Annotated in this window: 7 protein-coding genes; all 7 read left to right on the plus strand. The window is 76.4% G+C overall.

Going from position 1 to position 23860, the window contains the following annotated elements; all coding sequences use genetic code 11:
* Positions 1–14 precede the first annotated feature (14 nt).
* From ABZ956_RS29890 to ABZ956_RS29920, 7 genes are read left to right on the plus strand one after another with little or no spacing between them, the layout of a single operon-like run.
* On the plus strand, positions 15–2372 hold the full coding sequence (locus ABZ956_RS29890) for an amino acid adenylation domain-containing protein (protein ID WP_361900427.1): 2358 nt from the start codon (positions 15–17) through the stop codon (positions 2370–2372).
* Positions 2369–8092, plus strand: coding sequence for an SDR family NAD(P)-dependent oxidoreductase (locus ABZ956_RS29895; RefSeq protein WP_361900430.1), 5724 nt, complete (start codon positions 2369–2371; stop codon positions 8090–8092). Before ABZ956_RS29890 ends, ABZ956_RS29895 begins: the two co-directional genes overlap by 4 nt.
* Positions 8089–11484 carry an amino acid adenylation domain-containing protein gene (locus ABZ956_RS29900; protein ID WP_361900433.1) on the plus strand — a complete coding sequence of 1132 codons (3396 nt, stop codon included), beginning with the start codon at positions 8089–8091 and terminating at the stop codon, positions 11482–11484. The genes ABZ956_RS29895 and ABZ956_RS29900 overlap by 4 nt, the downstream gene beginning before the upstream one ends.
* On the plus strand, positions 11466–19577 hold the full coding sequence (locus ABZ956_RS29905) for an amino acid adenylation domain-containing protein (RefSeq protein ID WP_361900436.1): 8112 nt from the start codon (positions 11466–11468) through the stop codon (positions 19575–19577). The genes ABZ956_RS29900 and ABZ956_RS29905 overlap by 19 nt, the downstream gene beginning before the upstream one ends.
* Positions 19564–21405: a condensation domain-containing protein gene (locus ABZ956_RS29910; protein ID WP_361900439.1), complete on the plus strand. Its 1842-nt coding sequence runs from the start codon at positions 19564–19566 to the stop codon at positions 21403–21405. The genes ABZ956_RS29905 and ABZ956_RS29910 overlap by 14 nt, the downstream gene beginning before the upstream one ends.
* Positions 21402–22379 (plus strand): NAD-dependent epimerase/dehydratase family protein, encoded by a 978-nt coding sequence (locus tag ABZ956_RS29915; protein ID WP_361900442.1) that lies wholly within the window; start codon positions 21402–21404, stop codon positions 22377–22379. The genes ABZ956_RS29910 and ABZ956_RS29915 overlap by 4 nt, the downstream gene beginning before the upstream one ends.
* Positions 22372–23856, plus strand: coding sequence for an aspartyl/asparaginyl beta-hydroxylase domain-containing protein (locus tag ABZ956_RS29920; RefSeq protein WP_361900445.1), 1485 nt, complete (start codon positions 22372–22374; stop codon positions 23854–23856). Before ABZ956_RS29915 ends, ABZ956_RS29920 begins: the two co-directional genes overlap by 8 nt.
* Positions 23857–23860 lie beyond the last annotated feature (4 nt).

The following is a 23860-nucleotide window of genomic DNA, read 5'->3' on the forward strand; positions in this document are numbered from 1 at the left end:
TGTGTTTATATGTCTTGTGTCCCGCCTACGACGTCGTCTCCCGCGACGACGCGGGCGCCCCCCCCCGCGAGCCCGACCTCAGCCCACTCTTCCAGATCCTCTTCGCCTACGAACGCCCCGCCCCGCCGCCCGCCCTGCCGGGCGTGCGCGGCCGCATCGTGCCGGTGCCCGCCGCGGCCGCGAAGTACGAACTCGCCGTCACGGCCACCGAGACGCCCGGCGGCCCGGAGCTGGTCGTCGAAGCGGACCACGGCTACGGCCACCCCGGCGAACTCGCCGCGTTCGCCGACCACTTCGGCGTGCTGCTGGCGGCCGCCGTCCGCGCGCCCGACGTGCCGCTGAGCCGCCTTCCCCTGGTCACGGAGGAGGAGTCCCGCCGGCTCGCCGACAGCGTGCCGGCCGGCACCGCACGGCCGGACCCGGAGCGCCCCGTGCACCGGCTGGTGGAGCGGACGGCGGCCCGCCGGCCCGACGCCGTGGCGGTGGTCGCCGGGACCGGACACCTCAGCTACCGGGAGCTCAACGCCCGCGCGAACCGGCGCGCCGCGTGGCTGCGCCGGGCGGGCGTGGGCACCGAGGACGTGGTCGCGGTCCGGCTGGAGCGCGGCCCGGAACTGCTCGTCTCCCTCCTGGCCGTGCTCAAGTCCGGTGCCGCCTACCTGCCGGTCGACCCCGGACTGCCGGTGGAGCGGGTCCAACTGATGCTCACCGACGCCCACGCCTCGCTCCTGATCACCGAGTCCGGCTTCGACGACCTGCCGGCCACCGCCGGCGTGCCGCGGCTGCGGGTGGACGATCCGGCACCGGTGGCGCTCGCCGGGGGCAGCGCCGACGACACCGGGCCCGAGCGGCCCGGCTTCGACGACCTGCCGGCCGCCGCCGGTGTGCCGCGGCTGCGGGTGGACGGTCCGGCACCGGTGGCGCTCGCCGGGGACAGCGCCGACCATCCTGGGCCCGACCGGCCCGGCGCCCTCGCCTACCTCCTTTACACCTCCGGCTCGACCGGCCGCCCCAAGGCCGTGGCGATCCAGCACGACAGCGCCGCGGCGTTCCTGCGCTGGGCCGGCCGCGCCTTCGGCGGCGGGGACCTCTCCGCGGTCCTGGCCACCACCTCGGCCGGCTTCGACCTGTCGGTCTTCGAGATGTTCGCGCCCCTCGCGCACGGCGGCACCGTGGTGCTCGCCGACAGCGCCCTCCACGTGGGCACGCTGCCGTGGGCCCCGGCGGCGACGCTCCTGAACACCGTCCCCTCCGCCGCCGCCGCGCTCCTGGACACCGACGCCCTGCCGGAGGGCCTCACGGCGGTGAACCTGGCCGGTGAACCGCTGGCCGGCGACCTGGTCGAGCGGCTGTACGCGCGGCTGCCGGGGGCCGTCGTCCGCAACCTCTACGGCCCCTCGGAGGCCACCACCTACGCCACCATGGCACGCGTGCCCGCCGGGGACGCCCGGCCGCCGGCCATCGGACGCGCCGTCGGTCCGGCCCGGGTGTGGACCGCCGACACCTGGGACCGGCCCGTGCCCGGCGCGGTCGTCGGGGAACTGCTGATCGGCGGGGTGGCCCCGGCCCGCGGCTACCTGGGCAGGCCCGGGCCGACCGCCGAGGCGTTTAGGCCCGACCCCTACGGCCCGCCCGGCTCCCGGCTCTACCGGACCGGGGACCTGGCCCTGCGCCGCCCCGACGGCGAGTTCGTCTTCGTCGGCCGCGCCGACACCCAGGTCAAGATCCGCGGGGTACGGATCGAACCCGGCGAGGTGGAGGCCACGCTGCGGGACTGCGCGCCGGTCGCCGAGGCCGCGGTCGTCGTCGCCGGAACCACCCCCGAGAGCCGCCGGCTGGTCGCCTTCGTCAGCCCACTGCCGGGCGAACACGTCGACCCCGAGCGGACGCTGACGGCGCTGCGCGCCCGGCTGCCCGCGGTCTTCGTGCCCGCCGCACTGGTGGTGCGCGACGCCCTGCCGCACACCGCCAACGGGAAGACCGACCGGGCCGCCCTCACCCGCCTCGCCGCCGGACACCACAGCACCGGCGGCTCGTACACCGCGCCGCGCACGCCCCTGGAGAAGGCGATCGCCGAGGTGTGGTGCGAGGTGCTCGGCGTCGAACGGGTCGGCACGCACCAGGCATTCTTCGACGCCGGCGGCAACTCCCTCTCGCTGCTGCGGGTGCACCGCAGGCTGGCCGCCGGCGTGCGGGCCGACCTGCGCCTGGCGGACGTCTTCCGGCTGCCGACCATCGCCGCGCTCGCCGCGTTCGTCGACAGTGACGCGGGCGACGCGGGCGCGGACGGCGCCGTGGCCGAGGCGGCGCGCCGGGCGGGCCGCCGCCGCGCCGCCGCCGGAGCCCGGCGCCGGGAAGGCGGGCGCCGATGAGCGGGGACGGGAGGGCGCCGGAGCCGGACGGGACGATCGCCGTGATCTCGCTGGGCGGCCGCTTCCCCGGCGCCGATGGGGTCGAGGCGTTCTGGGACAACCTCGTGCGGTGCGAGGACTCCATCAGCCGCTTCTCCGCCGGGGAGCTCCTCGCCTCCGGACGCGACGACGCCTGGGTGCGCCATCCGCGGTTCGTCGGCGCGGAGGGCGTGCTCGGCGACATCGAGCTGTTCGACGCGGAGTTCTTCGGCTACCCGCCCCGCGAGGCCGCGATCATGGACCCCCAGCACCGGCTGTGCCTGGAGACGGCCTGGCACGTCTTCGACACCGCGGGCTACGACCCGGCGGCGACCGGGGCGGCGACCGGCGTGTTCCTCTCCGCGAGCCTGAGCTCGTACCTCATCCGCAACGTGCTGCCCGGCGGCGCCGCGCAGCGCCTCCTCGGCGGCTTCCCGCTGCTCATCCACAACGACAAGGACTTCCTGGCCACCACCGTGTCCCACAAGCTCGGCCTGACCGGGCCCAGTTACGCGGTCGGCTCGGCCTGCTCCTCCTCCCTCGTCGCGGTGCACCTGGCCTGCCAGAGCCTGCTCGCCCACGAGTGCGACATGGCGCTGGCCGGCGGCATCTCGCTCCAGGTCCCGCAGGGCCAGGGATACGTCTACGCCGAGGACGGCATCTACGCGCCGGACGGGCGCTGCGCGCCGTTCGACGCCGGCGCAGGGGGCACGGTGGGCGGCAGCGGTGTGGGACTCGTCCTGCTGAAACGATTCGCCGACGCGGTGCGCGACGGCGACCGCGTGCACGCGCTGATCCTCGGCTCGGCGGTGAACAACGACGGCGCGGACAAGGTGGGCTACACCGCGCCGAGCGTCACGGGCCAGAGCGCCGCCGTCGCCGAGGCGCTGGCCGTGGCCCGGATACCCGCCGACACCGTCGGCGCCCTGGAAGCACACGGAACCGGCACCCGGCTGGGCGACCCGGTCGAGGTCGAGGCGCTCACCCGCGCCTTCCGCGCCCAGACCGACCGCAGCGGCTACTGCGCGCTCGGTTCGGTGAAGGCCAACGTCGGGCACCTCGACGCGGCCGCCGGCGTCACCGGGCTGATCAAGGCCGTGCTCGCGGTGCGCGAAGGCGTCATCCCCGGCACCCCGCACTTCCGTTCGCCCAACCCCGCGATCGACTTCCCCCGCACCCCCTTCTACGTCAACGCCGACACCATCCCCTGGCCCGAGACCGCCCACCCCCGCCGGGCCGGCGTCAGCTCCTTCGGCATCGGCGGCACCAACGCCCACGTGGTCCTGGAGCAACCCCCGCCCCTGGCGTCCCGCGCCCCCGAAGCCGCGGCCGCCATGCCGCTGGTGGTCTCCGCCCGCAGCCGCGGGGCGCTGACGACCGCCCTCTCGGACCTCGCCGCCTGGACGTCGCGGCAACCGGCGCCACGCCTCACCGATCTGTCGGCCACCCTGGCCGGGCGCCGCGCCTTCCCCCACCGCGCCGCCGTGGTCTGCCACAGCCTGCCCGAGGCCGCGCGCCTGCTGACCGACGCGCCCGCCGAGGCCGCCCACCCGGGCAGGGCAACGGTGTTCCTCTTCCCCGGACAGGGCGCCGCGCTGCCGGGCAGCGGCCTGTACGACGGCGTACCGCGGTTCCGCGCCCACTTCGACGCGTGCGCGGCGGCGTTCGACGCGCTCGGCGCCGACGTGAGCGCCGCGCCGCGGCCGCAGGACACCGGGGCCGCGCAGCCCGCGCTGTTCGCCGTCGAATACGCCCTCGCCCGCACCCTGACGGACTGGGGACTGCGCCCCGCGGCGATGCTCGGCCACAGCCTCGGCGAGTACGTCGCGGCCACCCTGGCCGGGGTGCTGTCGCTGCCGGACGCGGCGACGCTCGTCCAGGCCCGCGCGGCGGCCCAGCACCGGCTGCCGCCCGGCCGCATGCTCGCGGTGCCGCTCACGGCGGACGCCCTGCGCCCGCTGCTGGACGGCGAACTGGAGATCACCGCGCTCAACGCCCCCGACCGCTGCGTGGTCGGCGGCCCGCCGGAGCCGGTGGAGGCCCTGGCCGCGCTGCTCGCCGGCCGGGGCGTGCACACCACAGTCCTGGCCACCGACCACGCCTTCCACTCGGCGGCCGTCGAACCGCTGCTCGACGACTTCCGGGCGGTCCTGGAACGCGTCGAACTGCGCCCGCCCCGGCTGCGCTACGTCTCCTCCCTCACCGGCGACTGGGCCGACGCGCGGGTGGCGTCCCCCGCCTACTGGCTGGAGCACATGCGCCGGCCCGTGCGCTTCGCCGACGCGCTGCGGCGCTGCCTGGACCTCGGCCCTGTGGCCCTGCTCGAAACCGGCCCGCCAGCCGGGCTGACCGCCCTCGCCCGCCGCGCATCCGGCTTCGACGACCGGCACCGCACGGTGCGCTGCCTGACGGCAGGCGATGAGGCGACCTCCCTGACGCGGGCGGTGGCCGAACTGTGGCGGGCCGGCTGCGACGTCGACTGGACGGAGTTCCACCGCCCCCACCGGCCCCGGCGGACCACGGTGCCGGGCTACCCCTTCCAGCGCGCCCGGCACTGGGTGGAGGCGACGCAGGACGGCACGCCTGCCGCCACCGGCCGGGCCGCCGCGCCGCACCGGCCGGCCGTGCCCGCCGACCGCACGTCGGCCGGGAGGGCGCCCGCCACGGCCGCCACGCGCCCGGCTCAGTCGGCTCCGGCCCTGCCGCACACGGACACCGGCACCACAGCCGCGCCGCCCCGGGCCGGCACGGCCCCCGACGGCATCCCCGCCGGTACCACCGGGGCCCTGGCCCCGACGCCTCCCGCCGGCCTCGCCGCCCCGGGCGCGGAACCTCCCGCCCTGGCGGACCTCGCCGCCGCCCTGCGCGCCGAACTCCGTACCGGTGCCGCCGGACCGCGCGGCATCGACGACCGGCCCGGGCTGCGTACGGGCCTGAACCGGCTGTGTGCCGCCCTCGCCCGCGACCACCTCGCCACCGGGCCCGGACCGGGCGGCGTCCTGCCGGAGTTCCGCCGGTTCGCCGACTTCCTGCGCACCATGGCCGGCGAAGCGCCCGCCGAGGCCGCCGACGCCGTCGCCGCGGAAGTCGTCGGCGCCCACCCGGACTTCGCCGGACTGGTGGAACTGCTCACGCACTGCGCCCGGGCCTACCCCCGCGCACTGTCCACCCCGGGCGCGGCGCTGGACGTCCTGTACCCGGCGGGCGACGGCGAACTGCTGCGCCGCACGCTGGGGGAGCGCACGGCCGACCACCGCGCGACCGGCCGGCTGACCGAGCTGACCGGGTCGCTGCTCGACCGGCTCGCGGCCGAGCGCGACGGTCCGCTGCGGGTCCTGGAGGTGGGCGCGGGGGAGGGCAACCTCACCCGGGCCCTCGTCGGCCGGGCGCCCGGCAGGCTCGAGTACCACGCCACCGACATCTCCCGGCTGTTCGTGACGCGGCTGGCTGAGGAGGCGGCCCGGCGCGGCCTGGACTTCGTCCGTACCCGCGTCCTGGACATCGCCCGCGACCCCGGCGGGCAGGGCTTCGCCGGCGAGCACTTCGACCTCGTATGCGGCCTCGACGTGGTGCACGCGACCGCCGACCTGCGGACCACCCTCGGCCACCTGCGGTCGCTGCTGGCCCCGGACGGCACCCTCGCCCTGATCGAGACCACCGCCCAGGACCCCTGGCTGACGATGATCTGGGGCCTGACGTCGGGCTGGTGGAGCTCCACCGACCGGCGCGTCCACGGCCCCCTGCTCGACGCGGACGGCTGGCAGGCGCTGCTGGACGGGCAGGACTTCCGGGCCACCGATGTGATCGTGCCCGCCACCGGCCCACGCGACGCGGCGCTCGTACTCGCCCGCCGGGCGGGCGAGCCGGCGACGCGGGACGTCGGCACCTGGTGCTACGCGCCTGGCTGGCGGCACGCCGCTCCGGCACCCGCCGCGGAGGTGGCGGGGGAGTGCCTGCTGTTCGGGGACGGCGAAGCGGCCAAGGCCGTGGCCGGCCGGCTGGAGGCCCTCGGCGTGGCGGTGACCACCGTCGGCGGCGCGGAGCCACCGACCCCGCGGGAGTACCGCGAACTCGTCGGCGACCACACCCGCCTGGCGGTCCACCTGTGGCCGCTGCACGACGCACGGCGCCGGGGCCGGGCCGCCTCGGCCGGCACCGTCCGCGCGGCGCAGAACGCGGGCCTGCACAGCCTGCTGCACCTCGCCCGGGCCTTCGGCGCGCGGGAGGAACGGCGACCCGTCCGGCTCGTCGCGGTGACCACCGGCGCGCAGGAGGTGCTCGGCGACGACCTGGCGCACCCCGAGCACGCCACCGTGGCCGCCGCCGCCAAGGTGATCCCCAGGGAGTACCCGTGGATCGCCTGCACCGCCATGGACGTACCCCCCGACATCGACGCCGACCACCTGGCCGGCCTCGTCGTCGCGGAACTGCGCACCGCCCGCGAGAGCACCGTCACCGCCTACCGGGGCCGGCGCCGCTTCACGCCCTGCCACACCCGCCAACCCCTGCCCCCGGTGGGGGAGTTTGCCGGCGTCCGGCCGCACGGCGTCTACGTGGTGTGCGGCGGCCTCGGCGGGATCGGGCTGCACCTGGCCGAGTACCTGGGCCGCACCCCCGCCACCGTGGTGCTGACCCACCGGCGGCCCTTCCCCGCCCCCGGGGAATGGGACGACCTGCCCGGCGGACACCCGGAAGCGGCCGTCGTCCGGCGGCTGCGCCGAATCACCGCCGCCGGCGGCACCGTCCTCGTGCGCCGGGCCGACATCACCGACCACCGCGCCATGAACGCGCTGGTGGCGGAGGTGGAACGCGACCACGGGCCCGTCCGCGGCGTGGTGCACGCGGCCGGGACCCCCGACACCGCCGGCATGATCCAGCGCCGCGACCGGGCCGCCACCGACGCCGCCGTCGCCGCCAAACTGACCGGCGCCCTCGTGCTCGACGAGGTCTTCGCGGGCCGGGAGCCCGACTTCCTCGTGCTGTGCTCCTCGATCGGCACGGTGCTGCACAAGCTGAAGTTCGGCGAGGTCGGCTACGTCGCGGGCAACGAGTTCCTCAACGCCTTCGCCGCCCACCGCGCCGCCCGGCGCCCCGGGCGTACCCTGTCGATCGCCTGGACCGACTGGCGGGAATCGGGCATGTGGGCCACCGCGCAGCGGCGGCTCACCGAGCGCTACGGCACCGGCGCGGACCTGCCCGTACGGCCCGGTGGCGACCTGCTCGGCGCCCTCACCCCAAGGGAAGGCGTCGAGCTGTTCGCCCGGCTGCTCGCCTCCGGCACCGGCCCGGGCGTGGTGATCTCCACCCAGGACCTGGACGAGCTGCTCGCCCGGCACGAGGCGTACACCACCGACGACCACCTCGCCGCCCTGCGCGAGCTGAGGATCAGCGGCTCGGACCGGGACCGCGCCCACCTGCCGACCCCCTACCGAGCCCCCACCACACCCACCGAGCGCCGCATCGCCGACTGGTTCCGCGACCTGCTCGGCTTCGACGAGGTCGGCGTCGCCGACGACTTCTTCGCCCTCGGCGGCGACTCGCTGCTCGCGCTGCGCCTGCTGGCCCAGCTGCGCGACGCCCACGGCGTGGAGATCCCGCTCGCCCGCATGTTCGCCGAGCCCACCGTGGCGGCGCTGGCCGCCGCCGTCGACCGGCCCGGCGGGCCGGACGGACCCACCGGCCAGGAAGAGGTGCTGCTATGACCGCGTCCAGCATCGCGGACCTCCTCACGGAGCTCAGCGGGCGACAGGTCACCCTCACCGTGGACGGCGACCGGCTCCGCTGCCGCGCCCCCCGCGGCACGCTCACCGACGAGCTGCTCGCGGTGATCCGCGCCCGCAGGGAGGAGCTGCTCGCCCACCTGCGCGCCGCCCACCGCATCCCGCGCCACGACGGGCCGGCACCGCTGTCCTTCGCGCAGGAACGGCTGTGGCTGCTCCACCAGTTCCACCCGGACGACAGCGCCTACAACATCCCGCTCGAGATCGCCCTGCACGGCCCGCTGCGGCCGGCCGCCCTGCGCGACGCCCTCGGCCAGGTGCTACGGCGGCACGAGGTGCTGCGCACCCGGTACGCCCTCAGCCGCGGCCGGCCGCGGCCCGTCGTCGAACCGTTCCGCACCCCGCCCCTGCCCCTCGCCGACCTCGGCGCGCTCCCCGAACCCCACCGGGGCGCCACCCTCACGCGCCTGGCCGCGCAGGAGGCCCGCCGGCCCTTCGCCCTGGCGACCGGGCCGGTGATCCGCGCCCTGCTCGTACGCCTGACCCCCACCGAACACCGGCTGCTGCTGACCCGGCACCACATCGCCAGCGACGGCTGGTCGCTGGACATCCTCCTGCGCGAACTGGGCGCCCTCTACCGCGCGCACACCACGGGCACCCCGGACGCCCTCGGCGAACTGCCGCTGCGCTACGGCGACTTCGCCGCCTGGCAGCGCGCGGAGGCCGCACGGCCCGCCCGCGCCGAACACCTGGCCCACCGGGTCCGGCAGCTCACCGGCGCCCCGCCGACGCTCGGCCTCCTCGGCCCGGCACCCGCCGAACCCGCGCACGCACCGGCCCGGGCCCTGCGCTCCAGGCTGCCGGGCGACCTCGTCGCGCGGGTGCGGACGCTGGGCGGCGGGGCCCGCACCACCGTGTTCTCCCTGCTGCTCGCCGCGTTCGGCTCGGCCCTGGCCGACCTGTCCGACCAGCGCGACCTGGTCGTCGGCGTGCCCGTGGCCGGCCGGCCACGCACCGAACTGGAACCGCTGATCGGCTGCTTCGCCGGCATCGTGCCCCTACGCCTGACGACGGACGGGACCACCACCCTGACCGGGCTCGCCACCCAGGCGCAGCGGCAGCTCCAGGACACGCTCGACGGGCCGGACGTCCCCTTCGAGCGGCTGGTGGAGGCGCTGCGGCCCGAGCGCACCCTCGCCGAGAACCCGCTGTTCGCGGTGTCGTTCGCCTTCCAGAACACCCCCCGCACCCCCGTGGACCTGCCCGGCCTGGACGTGCACGTGCTGCCCGCGCCGAGCGTGGCCCCCAAGTTCCCGCTCGCGCTGACCGCCACCGAACAGGCCGACGGCATCGGCCTGGAGCTGGAGTACGACCCGGCCCGGCTGGCGGAGCCGGCGGCAGCGGAGATCCTCACCCGGCTGCGGGACGTCCTCGCGGGCTCCGTCGCCGCACCGGGCGCCCCGGCCGAGAGCGTGCTGCGCCGGGCCGCCGCACGCCGCCTGCCCCGCCCCCGGCACGCGGAACGCGAAGGACGCGCGTGCCTGCACCGGCTCGTCGAGGAGGCGGCGGCCCGCCACCCCGACGCCGTCGCGGTGACCTGCCGGGGTGCCCAGCTCAGCTACCGGGCGCTGAACGCGCGCGCCGACCGGCTGGCGGCCGTACTGCGCTCCCACGGCGCCGGACCGGAACAGCTGGTGGGCCTGTGCCTGCCGGCCGGCCCGCAGTGGGTCGTCGGGGCCCTGGCCATCCTCAAGTCCGGCGCCGCCTACCTGCCCTTCGACCCCGGCGACCCGCCCGAGCGCCGCGCCGCCGTCGCCGCGGACGCCGGGCTGTCCCTCGTCGTCTCCGACACCGAACTGCCCCCCGCGCGGCGCATCGACGTCACCGCCACCCCCGCCGCGGACACCCCCGCGGCCACCGGCCGCCCGGCCCGGCCCGGCAACCTGGCCTACGCCGTCTACACCTCCGGCTCCACCGGGGGGCCCAAGGGCGTGCTCGTCACCCACGCCAACATCACCGGGCTGCTGGAGGCGTGCCGCGACGTCCTGCCGGCCTCGGACGGCCCCCGGACATGGGCGACGACCCACTCCCCGGCCTTCGACTTCTCCGTCTGGGAGGTGTGGGGCGCGCTGACCACCGGCGGCCGGCTCGTCATGGTCCCCCCGGACGTCGTCCGCGCCCCGGACGAGCTGTGGGACACCCTCCGCGACGAGCGCGTCGAGGTGGCCGGCCAGACCCCCAGCGCCTTCCACCACCTCATGCCCACCGCGGCGCGCGCGCCCGCGTCCGCACTGGAACTGGTGGTCCTCGGCGGTGAGGCCTGCGACCCGGCCCGGCTGGCCCCCTGGTGGGAGGCCATGGGTGACGAACGGCCCGCACTGGTCAACATGTACGGCATCACCGAGACCACGGTCCACGTCACCGCGCGCCGGCTCACCGCGGCCGACCGCACGGGAAGCCCCATCGGCGTGCCCGTGCCGGGAGCGCGCGCGGCCGTGCTCGACTCCCGCGGCCGCCCGGCCGGCCCCGGCGGGCAGGGCGAGCTGTTCATCGGCGGCGTCGGACTGGCCCGCGGCTACCTGGGACGGCCGGGCCTGACCGCCGACCGCTTCGTCCCCGACGACACCCCGGGCCGCACGGGCGCCCGCCGCTACCGCTCGGGCGACCTCGCCCGCGTGCTGCCCGACGGCGAACTGGCCTACCTGGGCCGCCGCGACGCCCAGGTGAAGCTGCGCGGATACCGCGTCGAGCCCGCCGAGACCGAGGCCGCCGCCCTCACCCATCCCGCCGTACGGGCCTGCGTGGTCGTGCCCCACGCCGACGGCGACCGGCGGTACCTGGTGGCGTACACCGTCCTCGACGGCCCGTGCGAGGCCGCCGGGCTCCGCGCCTACCTGGCCGAACGGCTGCCCCGGTACCTGGTCCCCGCCGTGGTCGTCCCCCTCGGGGAGATCCCGCTCACCCGCAACGGCAAACTCGACCTCGCGGCCCTGCCCGACCCCGCGACCACCCGCGGCCCCCGCCCGGACCGCCAGCGCCCGCGCACCGCCACCGAGCGCACCCTCGCCCGCCTCCTGGCCGCGCTGCTCAAGACGGAGCCGGAGACCATCGGCGTGCACGACAACCTCTTCGACCTGGGCGGCGACTCGCTGATGGTCACCCAGTTCCACTCCCGGGTCGTCGAGGAGTTCGACGTCGACCTGCCCGTGCGCCGCGTCTACCAGGCCCTCGACATCGCCGCGCTCGCCGCGACCGTGGAGGACTTCCGCCGCCGCGCCGAGCGGGAGGCGATCCTCAGCGCCCTGACCGAGGCCGAGTCGATGGAGCTCGCGACGCCGCCGCAGGAAGGGGAGCCATGCCCTCGCCCCGAGTGAGCCCCGCCACCGGCATCGTGGAGATCGCCCGCCGGCACGCCGCGCTGACCCCGGACCGTCCCGCGTACGCGTTCCTGCCCGACGGCGAGACGGAGACCGTCCGCTTCACCTTCGCCGGCATCGACCTGCGGGCCCGCGCCGTGGCGGCCGCCCTCCAAGGCCGCGGCCTCGCCGGCGAACGCGTCCTCGTCGCCTACCCGTCGGGCCCGCAGTACGTGCAGTCCTTCCTGGGCTGCCTGTACGCGGGCGCCATCGCCGTCCCCTGCGACGAGCCCCGCTCCGGACCCGGCGCCGAGCGGCTGGCCGGCATCCGGGCCGACGCCCGGCCCGCCCTGGCCCTCGCGGCCGGCGGCACGGGCCTGGCGGGCCTGCCCAGCCTCGACGCCGCCGACGTGCCCGACTCCGCAGCCGACGCGTGGACCGACCCCGGGACGGACCCGGCGGACCTGGCCTTCCTGCAGTACACCTCCGGCTCCACCCGCCGGCCCCGCGGCGTCATGGTCGACCACGGCAACCTGCTGGCCAACGAGCGGTGCATCGCGGAGGCATGCGGCCACGACCGCGACTCCACCTTCGTGGGCTGGGTGCCGTTCTTCCACGACATGGGCCTGGTCGCCAACCTGCTGCAACCTCTGTACCTCGGCTCCCTGTCGGTCCTGATGCCGCCGATGGCCTTCCTCCAGCGCCCGGGCCGCTGGCTGCGCGCCGTCAGCCGGTACCGCGCGCACACCAGCGGCGGCCCCAACTTCGCCTACGACCTGTGCGCCGAACGCGTCGACGCCGCCGAGCGCGCGGAACTGGATCTGTCGTCCTGGCGGGTCGCCTACAACGGCGCCGAACCCGTCCGGGCGGACACCCTGCGGCGATTCGCCGACAGCTTCGCCCCGCAAGGCTTCCGGGCCGGCGCCCACTTCCCCAGCTACGGGCTGGCCGAGGCCACCCTCCTCGTCGCCACCGGCCCCAAGGACCGGCCCCCGCCCACCCTCACCGCCGACCCCGCCGCCCTGCGCGCCGGTCACGTACGCCCTGCCCCCGACGGCGCGGCCGGCCCGGAACTCGTCGGCAACGGCACCGCCCGCCCCGGCACCGAGCTGTGCGTCGTCGACCCCGCCACCGCGACGCCCTGCCCCGACGGGCGGGTCGGCGAGATCTGGGTGCGCGGCCCCGGCGTCGCACGCGGCTACTGGGACCGCCCGGCGGAGTCGCGACGGCTGCTCAACGCGCGCTTGCAGAGTGGGGTCGGCCCGTACCTGCGGACCGGCGATCTGGGCGCCCTGTACGACGGCGAACTGTTCATCACCGGCCGCCACAAGGACCTCATCGTCATCCGCGGCCAGAACCACTACCCGCACGACCTCGAACGCACGGCCGAGCAGGCCGCCCCGGCGCTGCGCCCCACCTGCACCGCCGCGTTCACCGTGGCCGAGGGCGGCGAGGAACGGCTGGTCCTGTGCTGTGAGCTGACCTCCTACCGCGCCCCCGGCCTGCCCGCGATCGCCGAGGCGGTCCGCGCGGCGATCGCCGCCCGGCACGGCGTCGCCCTGCACGCGCTCGTGGTGCTGCGCCGCGGCGGCACCGCCAAGACCACCAGCGGCAAAATACGGCGCCGGCACTGCCGCGCGGCCTACCTGGACGGGACGCTGCGCGTGCACGGCGAGATCCGCCCGGCCGCCCGGCACGCCGACGACGCGCTGCCGGTGACCACCGACCCGGAGCTGCTCGCCACGGCGCTGCGCGACAGCGCCGCCGCCCGGGCCGGTCTGTCCGGCGACCCGCCCGCGCTGGACGAGCCGGTGAGCGCCCTCGCCCTCGACTCCCTCGCCGCCCTGCACCTGCACCACCGCATCCAGGCCGCCTACGACGTCACCCTGCCCACCACCGCACTCCTCGGAGACCTGACCTACCGTCAACTCGCCGAGCTGACGCTCACCGCCCCCGCCACCGGCGAGCGCGCCCGTCCCGCCCCGGCCGACAGCGCGGGCCAGTGGCTGCCGCTGACCCACGGACAGCGCGCCCTGTGGTTCGAACAAGCCCTCGCCCCGCACGCGGCCGCCTACCACCTCGTCCGCGCGCTCACCCTGCACGGCCCGCTCGACGAGACGGCGCTGGCCCGGGCCGTCGACCGCGTCGTCGGCCGGCACCCCGCGCTCCGCACCCGCTTCGCCCTGCGCGACGGCGCACCCGTATGCCGCACCGAACCGGACGGACCACGGCTGGACGTGCTCGACGCCACCGGCATCCCGGAGGAGGAGTTCCTGGACCAGCTGGCCGAGGCCGGCGAGCGCCCCTTCGACCTGCTCGCCGCCGGCCCGCCCGTACGGCTGACGCTCTACCGGCGGGACGGCCACCACGTCCTGCTGCTCGCCGCCCACCACCTCGTCGCCGACTTCTGGTCGCTCGTCGTCCTCCTGCGCGACCTCGCCCGCGCCCACGCCGGAGCGGACCTGCCGCCGGACGCCCCCGGACAGAGCGAACTGCTAGCCGCCGAGCGCGAGTTCGACGAAACGGCCACGGACCGGGCCTGGGCGCACTGGTCACAGGCGCTCGCCGACGCACCGCCCGCCCTCGACCTGCCCACCGACTTCCCCCGGCCCGCCGTACGCCGGTTCGCCGGCGCCACCCACACCTTCTCCCTGCCCGCCGACCTCACCGCACGGCTGACCGCGCTCGCCCGGCAGCGGCACACCACCCTCTTCACCACCCTCCTCGCCGGCTACCAGGTGCTGCTCCACCGGCTCACCGGCCGGCGCGACATCGTCGTGGGCTCCCTGCTCGCCCGGCGCGAGAACCCCGGCACGGCGGACGCGGTGGGCTATCTGGTGAACCCGCTGCCGCTGCGCTCCACCCACGGGCCCGGGGAGCCCTTCGCGGCGCTGCTGGACCGGACCCGGCAGACCGTACGGGCAGCGGTGGAACACGGCGGCTACCCCTTCGGCCCACTGGTCTCCCGGCTCGCACCGGACCGCACCCCGGACAGGGCACCGCTCGTACAGAGCCTCTTCGTGCTCCAGCGCGAGTACGGCGAACAGGCCGACGGCTTCCGCTCCCTCGCCCTGGGCGTCGCCGGCCGGCTGCGCCTGGGCGGCCTCGACCTGGAGGCGGTGCCGCTGCCGCGCCGGTGGTCCCAGCTCGACCTCTCCCTCAGCATGGCCGAGACCGCCGACGGCCTGACGGGGGTGTGGGAGTACCGCACCGACCTGTTCACCGAGGCCACCGTCGCCGAGCTGGGCCGGGCACTGACCGCTGTACTGCGGGCGGTCACCGAGGACCCGCACCTCCCCGTCGACGCCATCGGCCTGACCCCGGCCGGCGAACCGGCCGGGGCCGGACACACGAGCGGGCCCGTCGTGCCGCGGCCAGCGCTCTCCCTGCACGGCCTGGCCGCCGCCACGGCCCGGCGCCACCCGGAGCGGACGGCGGTCGTCGCCCCCGCCCCCGACGGCACCGCACACCACCTCAGCCACGGCGCCCTGCACCGGAAGGCCACCACCCTCGCCGCCCGGCTGCGCCGGCTGGGCGTCCGCCCCGAACAGCCCGTCGCCGTACTCGTCGAACGCGGGCCCTACCTCCCCCTCGCCTACCTCGGCGTCCTGCACGCCGGAGCCACCGTGCTGCCCCTGGACCCCGAGGACCCGCCCCGCAGGCTGGCCGGGACGATCGCCTCCGCCGGGGCGGACCTCGTCCTGACCGACGCGGCGTCAGCCGACCGGGCGGAAGGACTCGGCGCGCGCGTACTGCGGGTGCGCGACGGCATCGACGGAACCGAACGCCTCTCCGTGGACGTACACCCCGAGCAGGCCGCCTATCTCCTCTACACCTCCGGCTCGACCGGCACCCCCAAGGGCGTGCTCGTCCCGCACCGGGCGATCGTCAACCGCGTCCTGTGGATGCAGGAGACCTACCGACTGGGGCCCGGGGAGCGGGTGCTGCACAAGACACCGGTGACCTTCGACGTCTCGATGTGGGAACTGCTGTGGCCACCGGCCGCCGGCGGCACCTCGGTCCAGGCCCGCCCCGGCGGCCACCGCGACCCCGCGTACCTGGTGCGGTTGATCGACCGCGAGGCCGTCTCCACCGCGCACTTCGTGCCGTCGGTGCTCACCCCCTTCCTCACCGAAGCGGCCCGGGCCGGTACCCGGCTGCCCGCCCTGCGCCGCGTGGTGTGCAGCGGCGAGGCGCTCCCGGCGCGGGCGGTGAGCCGCGCCGCGGAGCTGCTGGACGCCGCCCTGCACAATCTGTACGGGCCGACCGAGGCCGCCGTGGACGTCACCGCCTGGCGGTGCCACCCCACGGAGCCGGGGCCGGTGCCGATCGGCCTGCCCATCGCCAACACCACCGCCGAGGTCCTGGACGACCGGCTGCGGCCCCTGCCCCGGCCGGTGCCCGGCGAGCTGTACCTGGGCGGCGCCTGCCTGGCCCGCGGCTACCACGGCGACCCGGCCCTGACCGCCGCCCGCTTCCTGCCCGCCGCCGGCGGCGGGCGCCGCTACCGCACCGGTGACCTCGTCCGCCGCCGGACCGACGGGGCACTGGAGTTCCGCGGCCGCACCGACGACCAGGTCAAGATCGGCGGCGTCAGGGTCGAGCCCGGCGAGGTCGCCGAGGCCCTGCGCGCGCTGCCCGGCGTCGCCGACGCCGCCGTCACCCCGCACGACGGGCGCCTCGCGGCCTACGTGGTCACGCGGGAGGACGCCGCCGGCCGGCACCCGTCGCCGCGATCCCTGCGCGACGCGCTGCGCGAGCGACTGCCCGCCGCCCTGGTGCCCGCCGTCGTCCTCCCGGTGGAGCGGCTGCCGGTCACCGCCGCCGGCAAGCTCGACCGCCGCGCGCTGCCCCGCCCCACCGCGCCGCCCGCGGCCGCCGGGGAGCCGCCGCGCACCGCTACCGAGCGTCTCCTGGCCCGGGTGTGGGGCGAGCGTCTGGGGCGCCCGGACATCGGCGTGGACCAGGACTTCTTCTCCCTGGGCGGTGACTCCGTGCAGGCGATCGGGGTGGTCGCGGACTGCCGCGCCGCCGGCCTGCCCGTGACCGTCACCGACCTGCTCCGGCTGCCGACCGTGCGCGCCCTCGCGGCCCATCTGCGGGACAGCGGAGGGCCGGAGAGCACGGCCGAGGACATGGTGACCGAGCCGTTCGCGCTGTGCCCGCAGGCCGCGGGGGTGCCGGGGCTGGAGGACGCCTACCCGGTGTCGATGGCCCAGCGGGCGCTGCTCTTCCACCGTGACCACCACCCCGGCTACGAGGTGTACGTCACCTCCGTCGCCGTCTCGCTGCCCCTGCGGCGGGCGCTGCTCGCCGAAGCGGTGGACCGGGTGGCCGACCGCCACCCCTACCTGCGCTCGTCGTTCGACCTCGTGACCTACCCCGAGCCCACCCAGCTCGTACGGTCCGGGCTGAAGCTGCCGCTCGAGATACGCGACATGCCGCCACCGGCCGGCTTCGACGCATGGCTGCGGGCCGAGCGCATCCGCCCCTTCGACGTCGCCACCGGCCCCCTGGCACGCTTCACCGCACACGACGCGGGAGCCGGATTCCGGCTCACGCTGAGCAGCTTCGCCCTCGACGGCTGGTGCGTGGCGATCGTGCTGACCGAAGTCCTGACGCACTACTGGTCGGCGCTGCGCGGCGAACGGCACGAACCCCGGGCGCCCCTCACCTCCTACCGTGAGTTCGTCGCCCTGGAGCGGGCCGCCCAGCGCGACCCGGCACACCGCGCGTTCTGGCGGGCGGAGCTGGCCGGCGCCCGCCCCAGCCGCCTGCCCCGCCGCCCCGTCCCGCCGCCCGGGCCGGACGGAATCCGCCAGCACCGCCACGTGGTCCCCGTCGAGACCACGGTGAGCGAGGGCCTGTCGGCGCTCGCGGCCGAACTCGGCGTCGGGCTCAAGCACGTCCTGCTCGGCGTCCACCTCCGCGTCGTCCGGGCCCTGTCCGGCACCGCCGACGTCATCACCGGGCTCGAGACCAACGGCCGTCCGGAACGGCACGACGGCGACCGGATGGTGGGGGTGTTCAACAACATCCTGCCGCTGCGGCAGCGCGTGGACGGCGGAACCTGGGCGGACCTGGCACGCGCGGCCCACACCGCCGAGGCACGCACCGGGCGGTACCGCCGCTACCCGCTCGCCCAGGCACAGCGCGACCTCGGGGCGGCCGCACTCTTCGACACCCTCTTCGTCTACACCCACTTCCGCCTCTACCGCGAACTGGCGGGCCGGGACGGCATGGTGGTCTCCGACCTGCGGGCCCCCGACCAGACGTACGTGCCGCTCACCGCGCACTTCAACGTCGACGCCACGGACGGCGGCGGGCTGCGCCTGCTGCTGGAGTCCGACCCCCGGGAACTCCCCGCCCCCCAGGCCGAGGAGATCGCGGCGTACTACCGCCGCGCCCTGCGCGCCGCCGCCACCACGCCGCACCGGCCGTACCGCGACACCCCGCTGACGGACCACGCCGGCCCCCCGGCGGCCGCGGACGTCGCGGACGAATCCGTGCACGCGCTGTTCGCGGCGTGCGCCCGGCGCGCCCCGGACCGGATCGCGGTCCGCGACGAGGCCGGACAGACCGGCTACGGCGCCCTCGCCCACCGCGCCGCCCGCCTCGCCGCGACGCTGCGGAACGCCGGCGCGGGCCCCGAGACCGTCATCGGACTGTGGGCACGGCGCCGCACCGACACCGTCGTGGCGCTGCTCGCGATCCTCCACGCCGGAGCCGCCTGCCTCCCGCTCGATCCCTCCCACCCGCCGGAGCGGCACCGCCAGGTGCTGGCGGAGGCCGGCGGGCGGCTGCTCGTCCTGCCGGCCGACCTGGACACCCCCTTACGGGCGTGCGGCCTGCCCGTCGTGGCCCCCGACGACCTCGGCGAACCGGTCCCTCCCGCACGGGTCCACCCCGAGAGCCTGGCCTCGGTGATGGCCACGTCCGGCTCCACCGGCACGCCCAAGGTCATCGGTGTTCCGCACCGCGCGTTGGTGAACTACCTGCACTGGGCGGCCCGTTCCTACGGCATCGACGAGGAGACGGAATCACCCGTGCACTCCTCCCTGGCGTTCGACCTGACGGTCACCGCGCTGCTGGCACCGCTGGTCGCCGGCGGAAGGGTGCGGCTGGTCGCCTCCGACGATCCCGGCGCGCTCGGCGAGACGCTGGCGGACGGCCACCACACCCTGCTCAAGATCACCCCCGCGCACCTCGCCGCGCTCGGCCACCAGCTGACCCGGCCGACGCACCTGCGCACCGTCGTGGTGGGCGGCGAGCCCCTGCACGCCGGTCACGTGCGCGCCCTGCGTACCGTCGCGCCCGGCGCGACGCTCGTGAATGAGTACGGGCCCACCGAGACCACGGTCGGCTGCTGCGCCCACCGGGTCGAAGGCGACCCCGGCGACGCACCGATACCGGTCGGCCGGCCCATCGGCGGACTCAGCGCCTGCGTCGTCGAGGACGGGGTGCGGGCACCGGCAGGGGTGCTCGGCGAGCTGTACGTCGGCGGTGCCGGCGTCACCCGGGGATACCTGGGCAGGCCGGCGGCCACCGCGGCCGCCTACGTGCCCGATCCGGCAGGCCACGGCGCCCGCCGGTACCGCACCGGCGACCTCGCCCGCCACCTGCCGGACGGCGGGCTGCTCCTGGCGGGGCGCGCCGACCGGCAGGTGAAGATCCGCGGCCACCGGGTCGAACCGGGCGAGGTCGAGCAGGCGCTCACCGCGCACCGCGGGGTGCGCGAGGCGGCCGTGGTGGCCCGTGCCGCGCCGGGCGGCGGGCGCCGGCTGGTCGCGTACTGGGTGCCCGCCGAGCCGGCCGCGCCCCCGGCCGCCGGCGAGCTGACCGCGGCGCTGGCCGCCCGGCTGCCCGCGTACGCGGTCCCCGCCGAGCTGGTGCGGCTCGCGGCCCTGCCCGTCACGGCGGGCGGCAAGGTCGACCACGCCAGGCTGCCGGACCCGGCCCGGCCCGCGACCGGGCGGGCACGGCGGCTGGCCGAGCTGCTGGACCGGGTCGAGCAACTGTCCGACGCCGAGGCCGCCGCGGCCCTGCGGCACGGCACCGCACGCGGATCCGTCCAGGGATGCGCACCAGGAGGTGACGATGTCCGAGCATGACGAACGCATCGGCAGGCTCTCCCCGGCCCAGCGTGCCCTGCTGGACCGCTGGGTCACCGAAGACCTCGCCGAGGCCGAGGCCGACCCCGACGCCGACACCTACGCCGGCGACGACGCGTACCCGGCGGCGGCGAGGCCCGCCCACCGCCCGCCGGGCACCGGGGCGGAGCGCGTCCTGGCCGCCGTCTGGCAGGAGGTGCTCGAGGCCGACCGGGTCGGCCTCGACGACGACTACTTCGCGCTGGGCGGCGACTCCATCCACGCCATCGTGATCGTCGCCAAGGCCCGCCAGGCGGGCCTTGGCGTCGAGGCCCAGGACCTCTTCGAGGCACGCACCCTCGCCGAAGTGGCCGCACGGGCCACGGAGGTGAGCGGACCCACGGCCGCCGACCCCGCCCCCGCGGGCCCGCGGACCGAACACCGGCTGACCCCCATGCAGCAGGGCATGCTCTACCACTCCGCCGGCGGCAGCACCCCCGGCGCCTATGTGGTGCAGGTCTGCTGCCGGCTGACGGGAGAGCTGGACGAGAACGCGTTCCACGACGCCTGGCAGGCCGTGGTGAGCGCCAACCCGGCGCTGTGCGCGGCCTTCCGCTGGGCGGACCGGCCCCTGCCCGTCCAGGTGGTGGACCCCGCCGCCCGCATCCCCCTGGAGAGCGCCGACTGGCGGCAGCGGACCCCGGCCGAGCGTGCCGGGGACTTCGACCGCTTCCTCGACGCGGACCGCGAACGGGGATTCGACCTCACCCACGCCCCGCTCGCCCGCCTCGCCCTCTTCCGGGAGGACGAGCACGCGTACCGCTGCGTATGGACCCACCACCACCTCGTCCTCGACGGCTGGTCACAGCAACTGGTCCTGCGCGACGTCCTCGAGTGCTACGCCCGGCTGCGCGCCGGCCGAGCCGCCGCACCGCCCCGGCGACCGCCCTTCTCCGACTACCTGGACCGCCTGGCGGGGCGGGAAGGCGCCGACGAGGCGTACTGGCGGCGCGCACTCGCCGGCGTACCCGGCCCCTCCCGCGTCGCGGGGCCCGGCTGCCGGGACGGCCAGGTCGTCGCCGTACGCCGCGCCGAGCGGGAACACCGCCTGACCGTGGCCACCGGCGAGGCGCTGACCGCCTTCTGCCGCCGGCACGGGCTGACCCCGGCCGCCGTGCTGCACGGCGGCTGGGCCACGCTGCTGGCCGCCCACTGCGGACAGGACGACGTGGTGTTCGGCACCACCCTCGCCGGACGCCCCGCCGACCTGCCGGGAGTGACCGAATGCGTCGGGCTGTTCATCAACACCCTTCCCCTGCGGGTACGCTGCGGGGCCACCACGAGCACGCTGCAATGGCTCCACGGGCTCCAGCGCGACCTGACGGAGCTGCGGGCCCACGAACACGTGCCGCTCAGCCGCGTCGAGCGGGGGCTGGGCCTGGGCTGGGGCGACGGACTCTTCGACAGCATCCTCGTCGTCGAGAACTTCCCCGCCTGGGTCGCCGACGGCCATCTGGCGGGCGGACTGCGGGTGGAGCGCCCCACCGCCCTCGTCGACGAGGGCTACCCGCTGGTCCTGGAGGCCACCGTGGGCGGCAGCCCGGCGCTGCGCGCCCGCTACGACCCGCACCGTGTCGACGGCCACCGGCTCCAGGCGCGGCTCGCCGCCTTCGACGACTACCTCCAGCTGGTGACCGGCGACCCCGGCCGCCCGCTGCCGGCCCTGCGCGCCGAACTGGCGCGCGGCCACGCACGACGGGACGACACGGCACGCGGCCGGCGCCGCGAGGAGGACCGCACCCGCCTGGCCCTCGCCCGGCGACAGACGACTGAGGGAGAGACACCGTGACACTGATCGTGGTGACCGGAGCCGGCGGCTTCATCGGCTCCCACCTGGTACGGCGCCTCGCCCGGGAGGGGCACCGGGTCCGCGGCGTCGACCTGGTGCACCCGCACTACGAACCCACCGCCGCCGCCGAATTCGTCATCGCCGACCTGCGCGACGCCGCCCGCGCGGCGGAAGCCGTCGCCGGCGCGGACACCGTCTTCGCGCTCGCCGCCAACATGGGCGGCATCGGCTGGACCCACACCGCCCCCGCCGAGATCCTCCACGACAACCTGCTGATCTCCGCCAACACCATCGAGGCCTGCCGGGCGGCCGGCGTGCGCACCACCGTCTACTCCTCCTCGGCCTGCGTCTACCCCGGCTCCCTGCAACGCGAGCCCGACGCCGCCCCGCTGGCCGAGGAGCCGGTCTTCCCCGCCGAGCCCGACATGGAATACGGCTGGGAGAAGCTCACCACCGAAATCCTGTGCCGCGCCTACCGCCTGAGCCACGGCACGGACATCAAGATTGCCCGGCTGCACGCCATCTACGGACCCGTGGGCACCTTCGACGGACCGCGGGCCAAATCGCTGTCCATGCTCTGCGGCAAGATCGCCCGCCTGCCCGGGAACGAGGGCGAGATCGAGGTGTGGGGGGACGGGACCCAGACCCGCTCCTACTGCTACATCGACGACTGCGTCGAGGGACTGATCCGGCTCTCCCGCTCCGACGTGAGCGAGCCCGTCAACCTCGGCTCCGAAGAACGCGTCGACATCGCCACCCTCGTGGAACGCATCGCCGAGGTCGCCGGGAAGAAGGTGCGGTGCGCCTTCGCCCCCGACCGCCCCGTCGGACCGCGCGGCCGCAGCTCGGACAACACCCGCTGCCGCCGGCTCCTCGGCTGGGCACCGGAAACCTCCCTCGCGGACGGCCTGGCCCGCACCTACCCGTGGATCGAGCGACAGGTCAAGGCCGCGTCCGGGAGCCTCGATGGCTGAGCGCGAACCGGTCAGGGACCTCGGTCGGCTCCTGCTCGGCCACGCCGCCCGCTACCGGGGCCGCGAACTGCAGGACGTCGCCACCCGGGCGCTGCGCGCCCCCGACGGGCAGCACGCCTGGGTGGTGTCCGTCGTCAACGCCAGCCTGCGCGCCCGCCAGGCGCTGGACCACGCCCTGCGCCTGGAACCGCGCCGCAGGATCTCCCGGCTGCGCTTCCCGTTCTCCGGCGCCCACCACGCCGCCGCCCCGCCCAGGACGCTGTCCCTGCTGTGCCCCACGCGCGAGCGCGTCGGCAACGTCGAACGCTTCCTGGACAGCGTCGCCCGCACCGCGGCCGCACCCGGACGGGTGGAGGCCCTGTTCTACGTCGACTCCGACGACCCCGAACTGGCCGCCTACCAGGACCTGTTCGAACGGGCCCGCTGGCGCTTCGGCCGCATCGGCCGGTGCGCCCTGCACGTCGGCGATCCCGTCGGCGTACCCCACGCCTGGAACCACCTCGCCGCCCACGCGAGCGGCGACGCCCTGATGATGGCCAACGACGACCAGCTCTACATCGACTACGGCTGGGACGCCCGCCTCGACACCCGCATCACCGAGCTCACCGCCCTGCACCCCGACGGCGTGCTGTGCCTGTACTTCGACGACGGCCAGTACCCCGAAGGGGCCTGCGACTTCCCGATCCTGACCAGGCCCTGGTACGACACGCTCGGCTACTTCACCCCCACGATCTTCCAGCAGTGGGAGGTCGAGAAATGGGTCTTCGACATCGCCGACCGGCTGCGCCGGCTGTACCCCGTACCCGGCGTCCTCGTCGAACACCGGCACTACCAGGACTACAAGGCCCCCTTCGACGCCACCTACCAGCGCCACCGCATGACACGGGAGAAGTCCTTCGCCGACCACGCGCTGTTCCTGCGCACCGAGCGCAGCCGCATCGAGGAGACCGACAAACTGCGCGCCGTCATCGCGGCCGCGCCCCGGCGGGACGCCCCGTCCGCGGCCGTGCACGACGCGGGCGCGTTCTGGTTCACCGACGTCCTGCGCGACAACCACGCCAAGCTGCTGGCCGAAGCCGAGGACGCGGCCGTCGCCGAGAACGCGCCGGACGGCGCCGTCCTGTTCGCCGACGGCGCCTGGACCACCGCCGCGTACCAGACGTTCCCCCTCGCCACCGGCCTGATCGACGCGATCCCCGAGGCCACCGGCGCCGAGGGCCGGGCCGAGCTGATCGTGCTGCCGCCCGGCGGCACGCGGCACACCGCCGCCCCACCCGGCGGCGACACCCTGCGCGTCCTGTTCGGCCTGCGGGTGCCGGCCGGCGGCCACGTCAGCCTCCACGACCGGCCGGTGCCCTGGGACACCGGACAGTGCCTTGTCCACGACGCCGCCGCGCCGGGCACCCTGCGCAACGACGGCACCCGGCCCCTGCTGGCGCTCACCTTCGTGGTGCCCCGGCCCGCGGCGGGGGAGTGAGGGA

The organism is Streptomyces sp. NPDC046261 (assembly GCF_040646235.1).
In the GTDB taxonomy this organism is placed as follows: Bacteria; Actinomycetota; Actinomycetes; order Streptomycetales; family Streptomycetaceae; genus Streptomyces.

What these genes read in the sequence shown, in the direction of transcription:
- ABZ956_RS29895 (WP_361900430.1), top strand. Translation starts at nt 2,369, where the DNA reads ATGAGCGGGGACGGGAGGGCGCCGGAGCCGGACGGGACGATCGCCGTG.
- ABZ956_RS29905 (WP_361900436.1), top strand. Translation starts at nt 11,466, where the DNA reads ATGCCCTCGCCCCGAGTGAGCCCCGCCACCGGCATCGTGGAGATCGCC.
- ABZ956_RS29910 (WP_361900439.1), top strand. Translation starts at nt 19,564, where the DNA reads ATGTCCGAGCATGACGAACGCATCGGCAGGCTCTCCCCGGCCCAGCGT.
- ABZ956_RS29920 (WP_361900445.1), top strand. Translation starts at nt 22,372, where the DNA reads ATGGCTGAGCGCGAACCGGTCAGGGACCTCGGTCGGCTCCTGCTCGGC.
- ABZ956_RS29900 (WP_361900433.1), top strand. Translation starts at nt 8,089, where the DNA reads ATGACCGCGTCCAGCATCGCGGACCTCCTCACGGAGCTCAGCGGGCGA.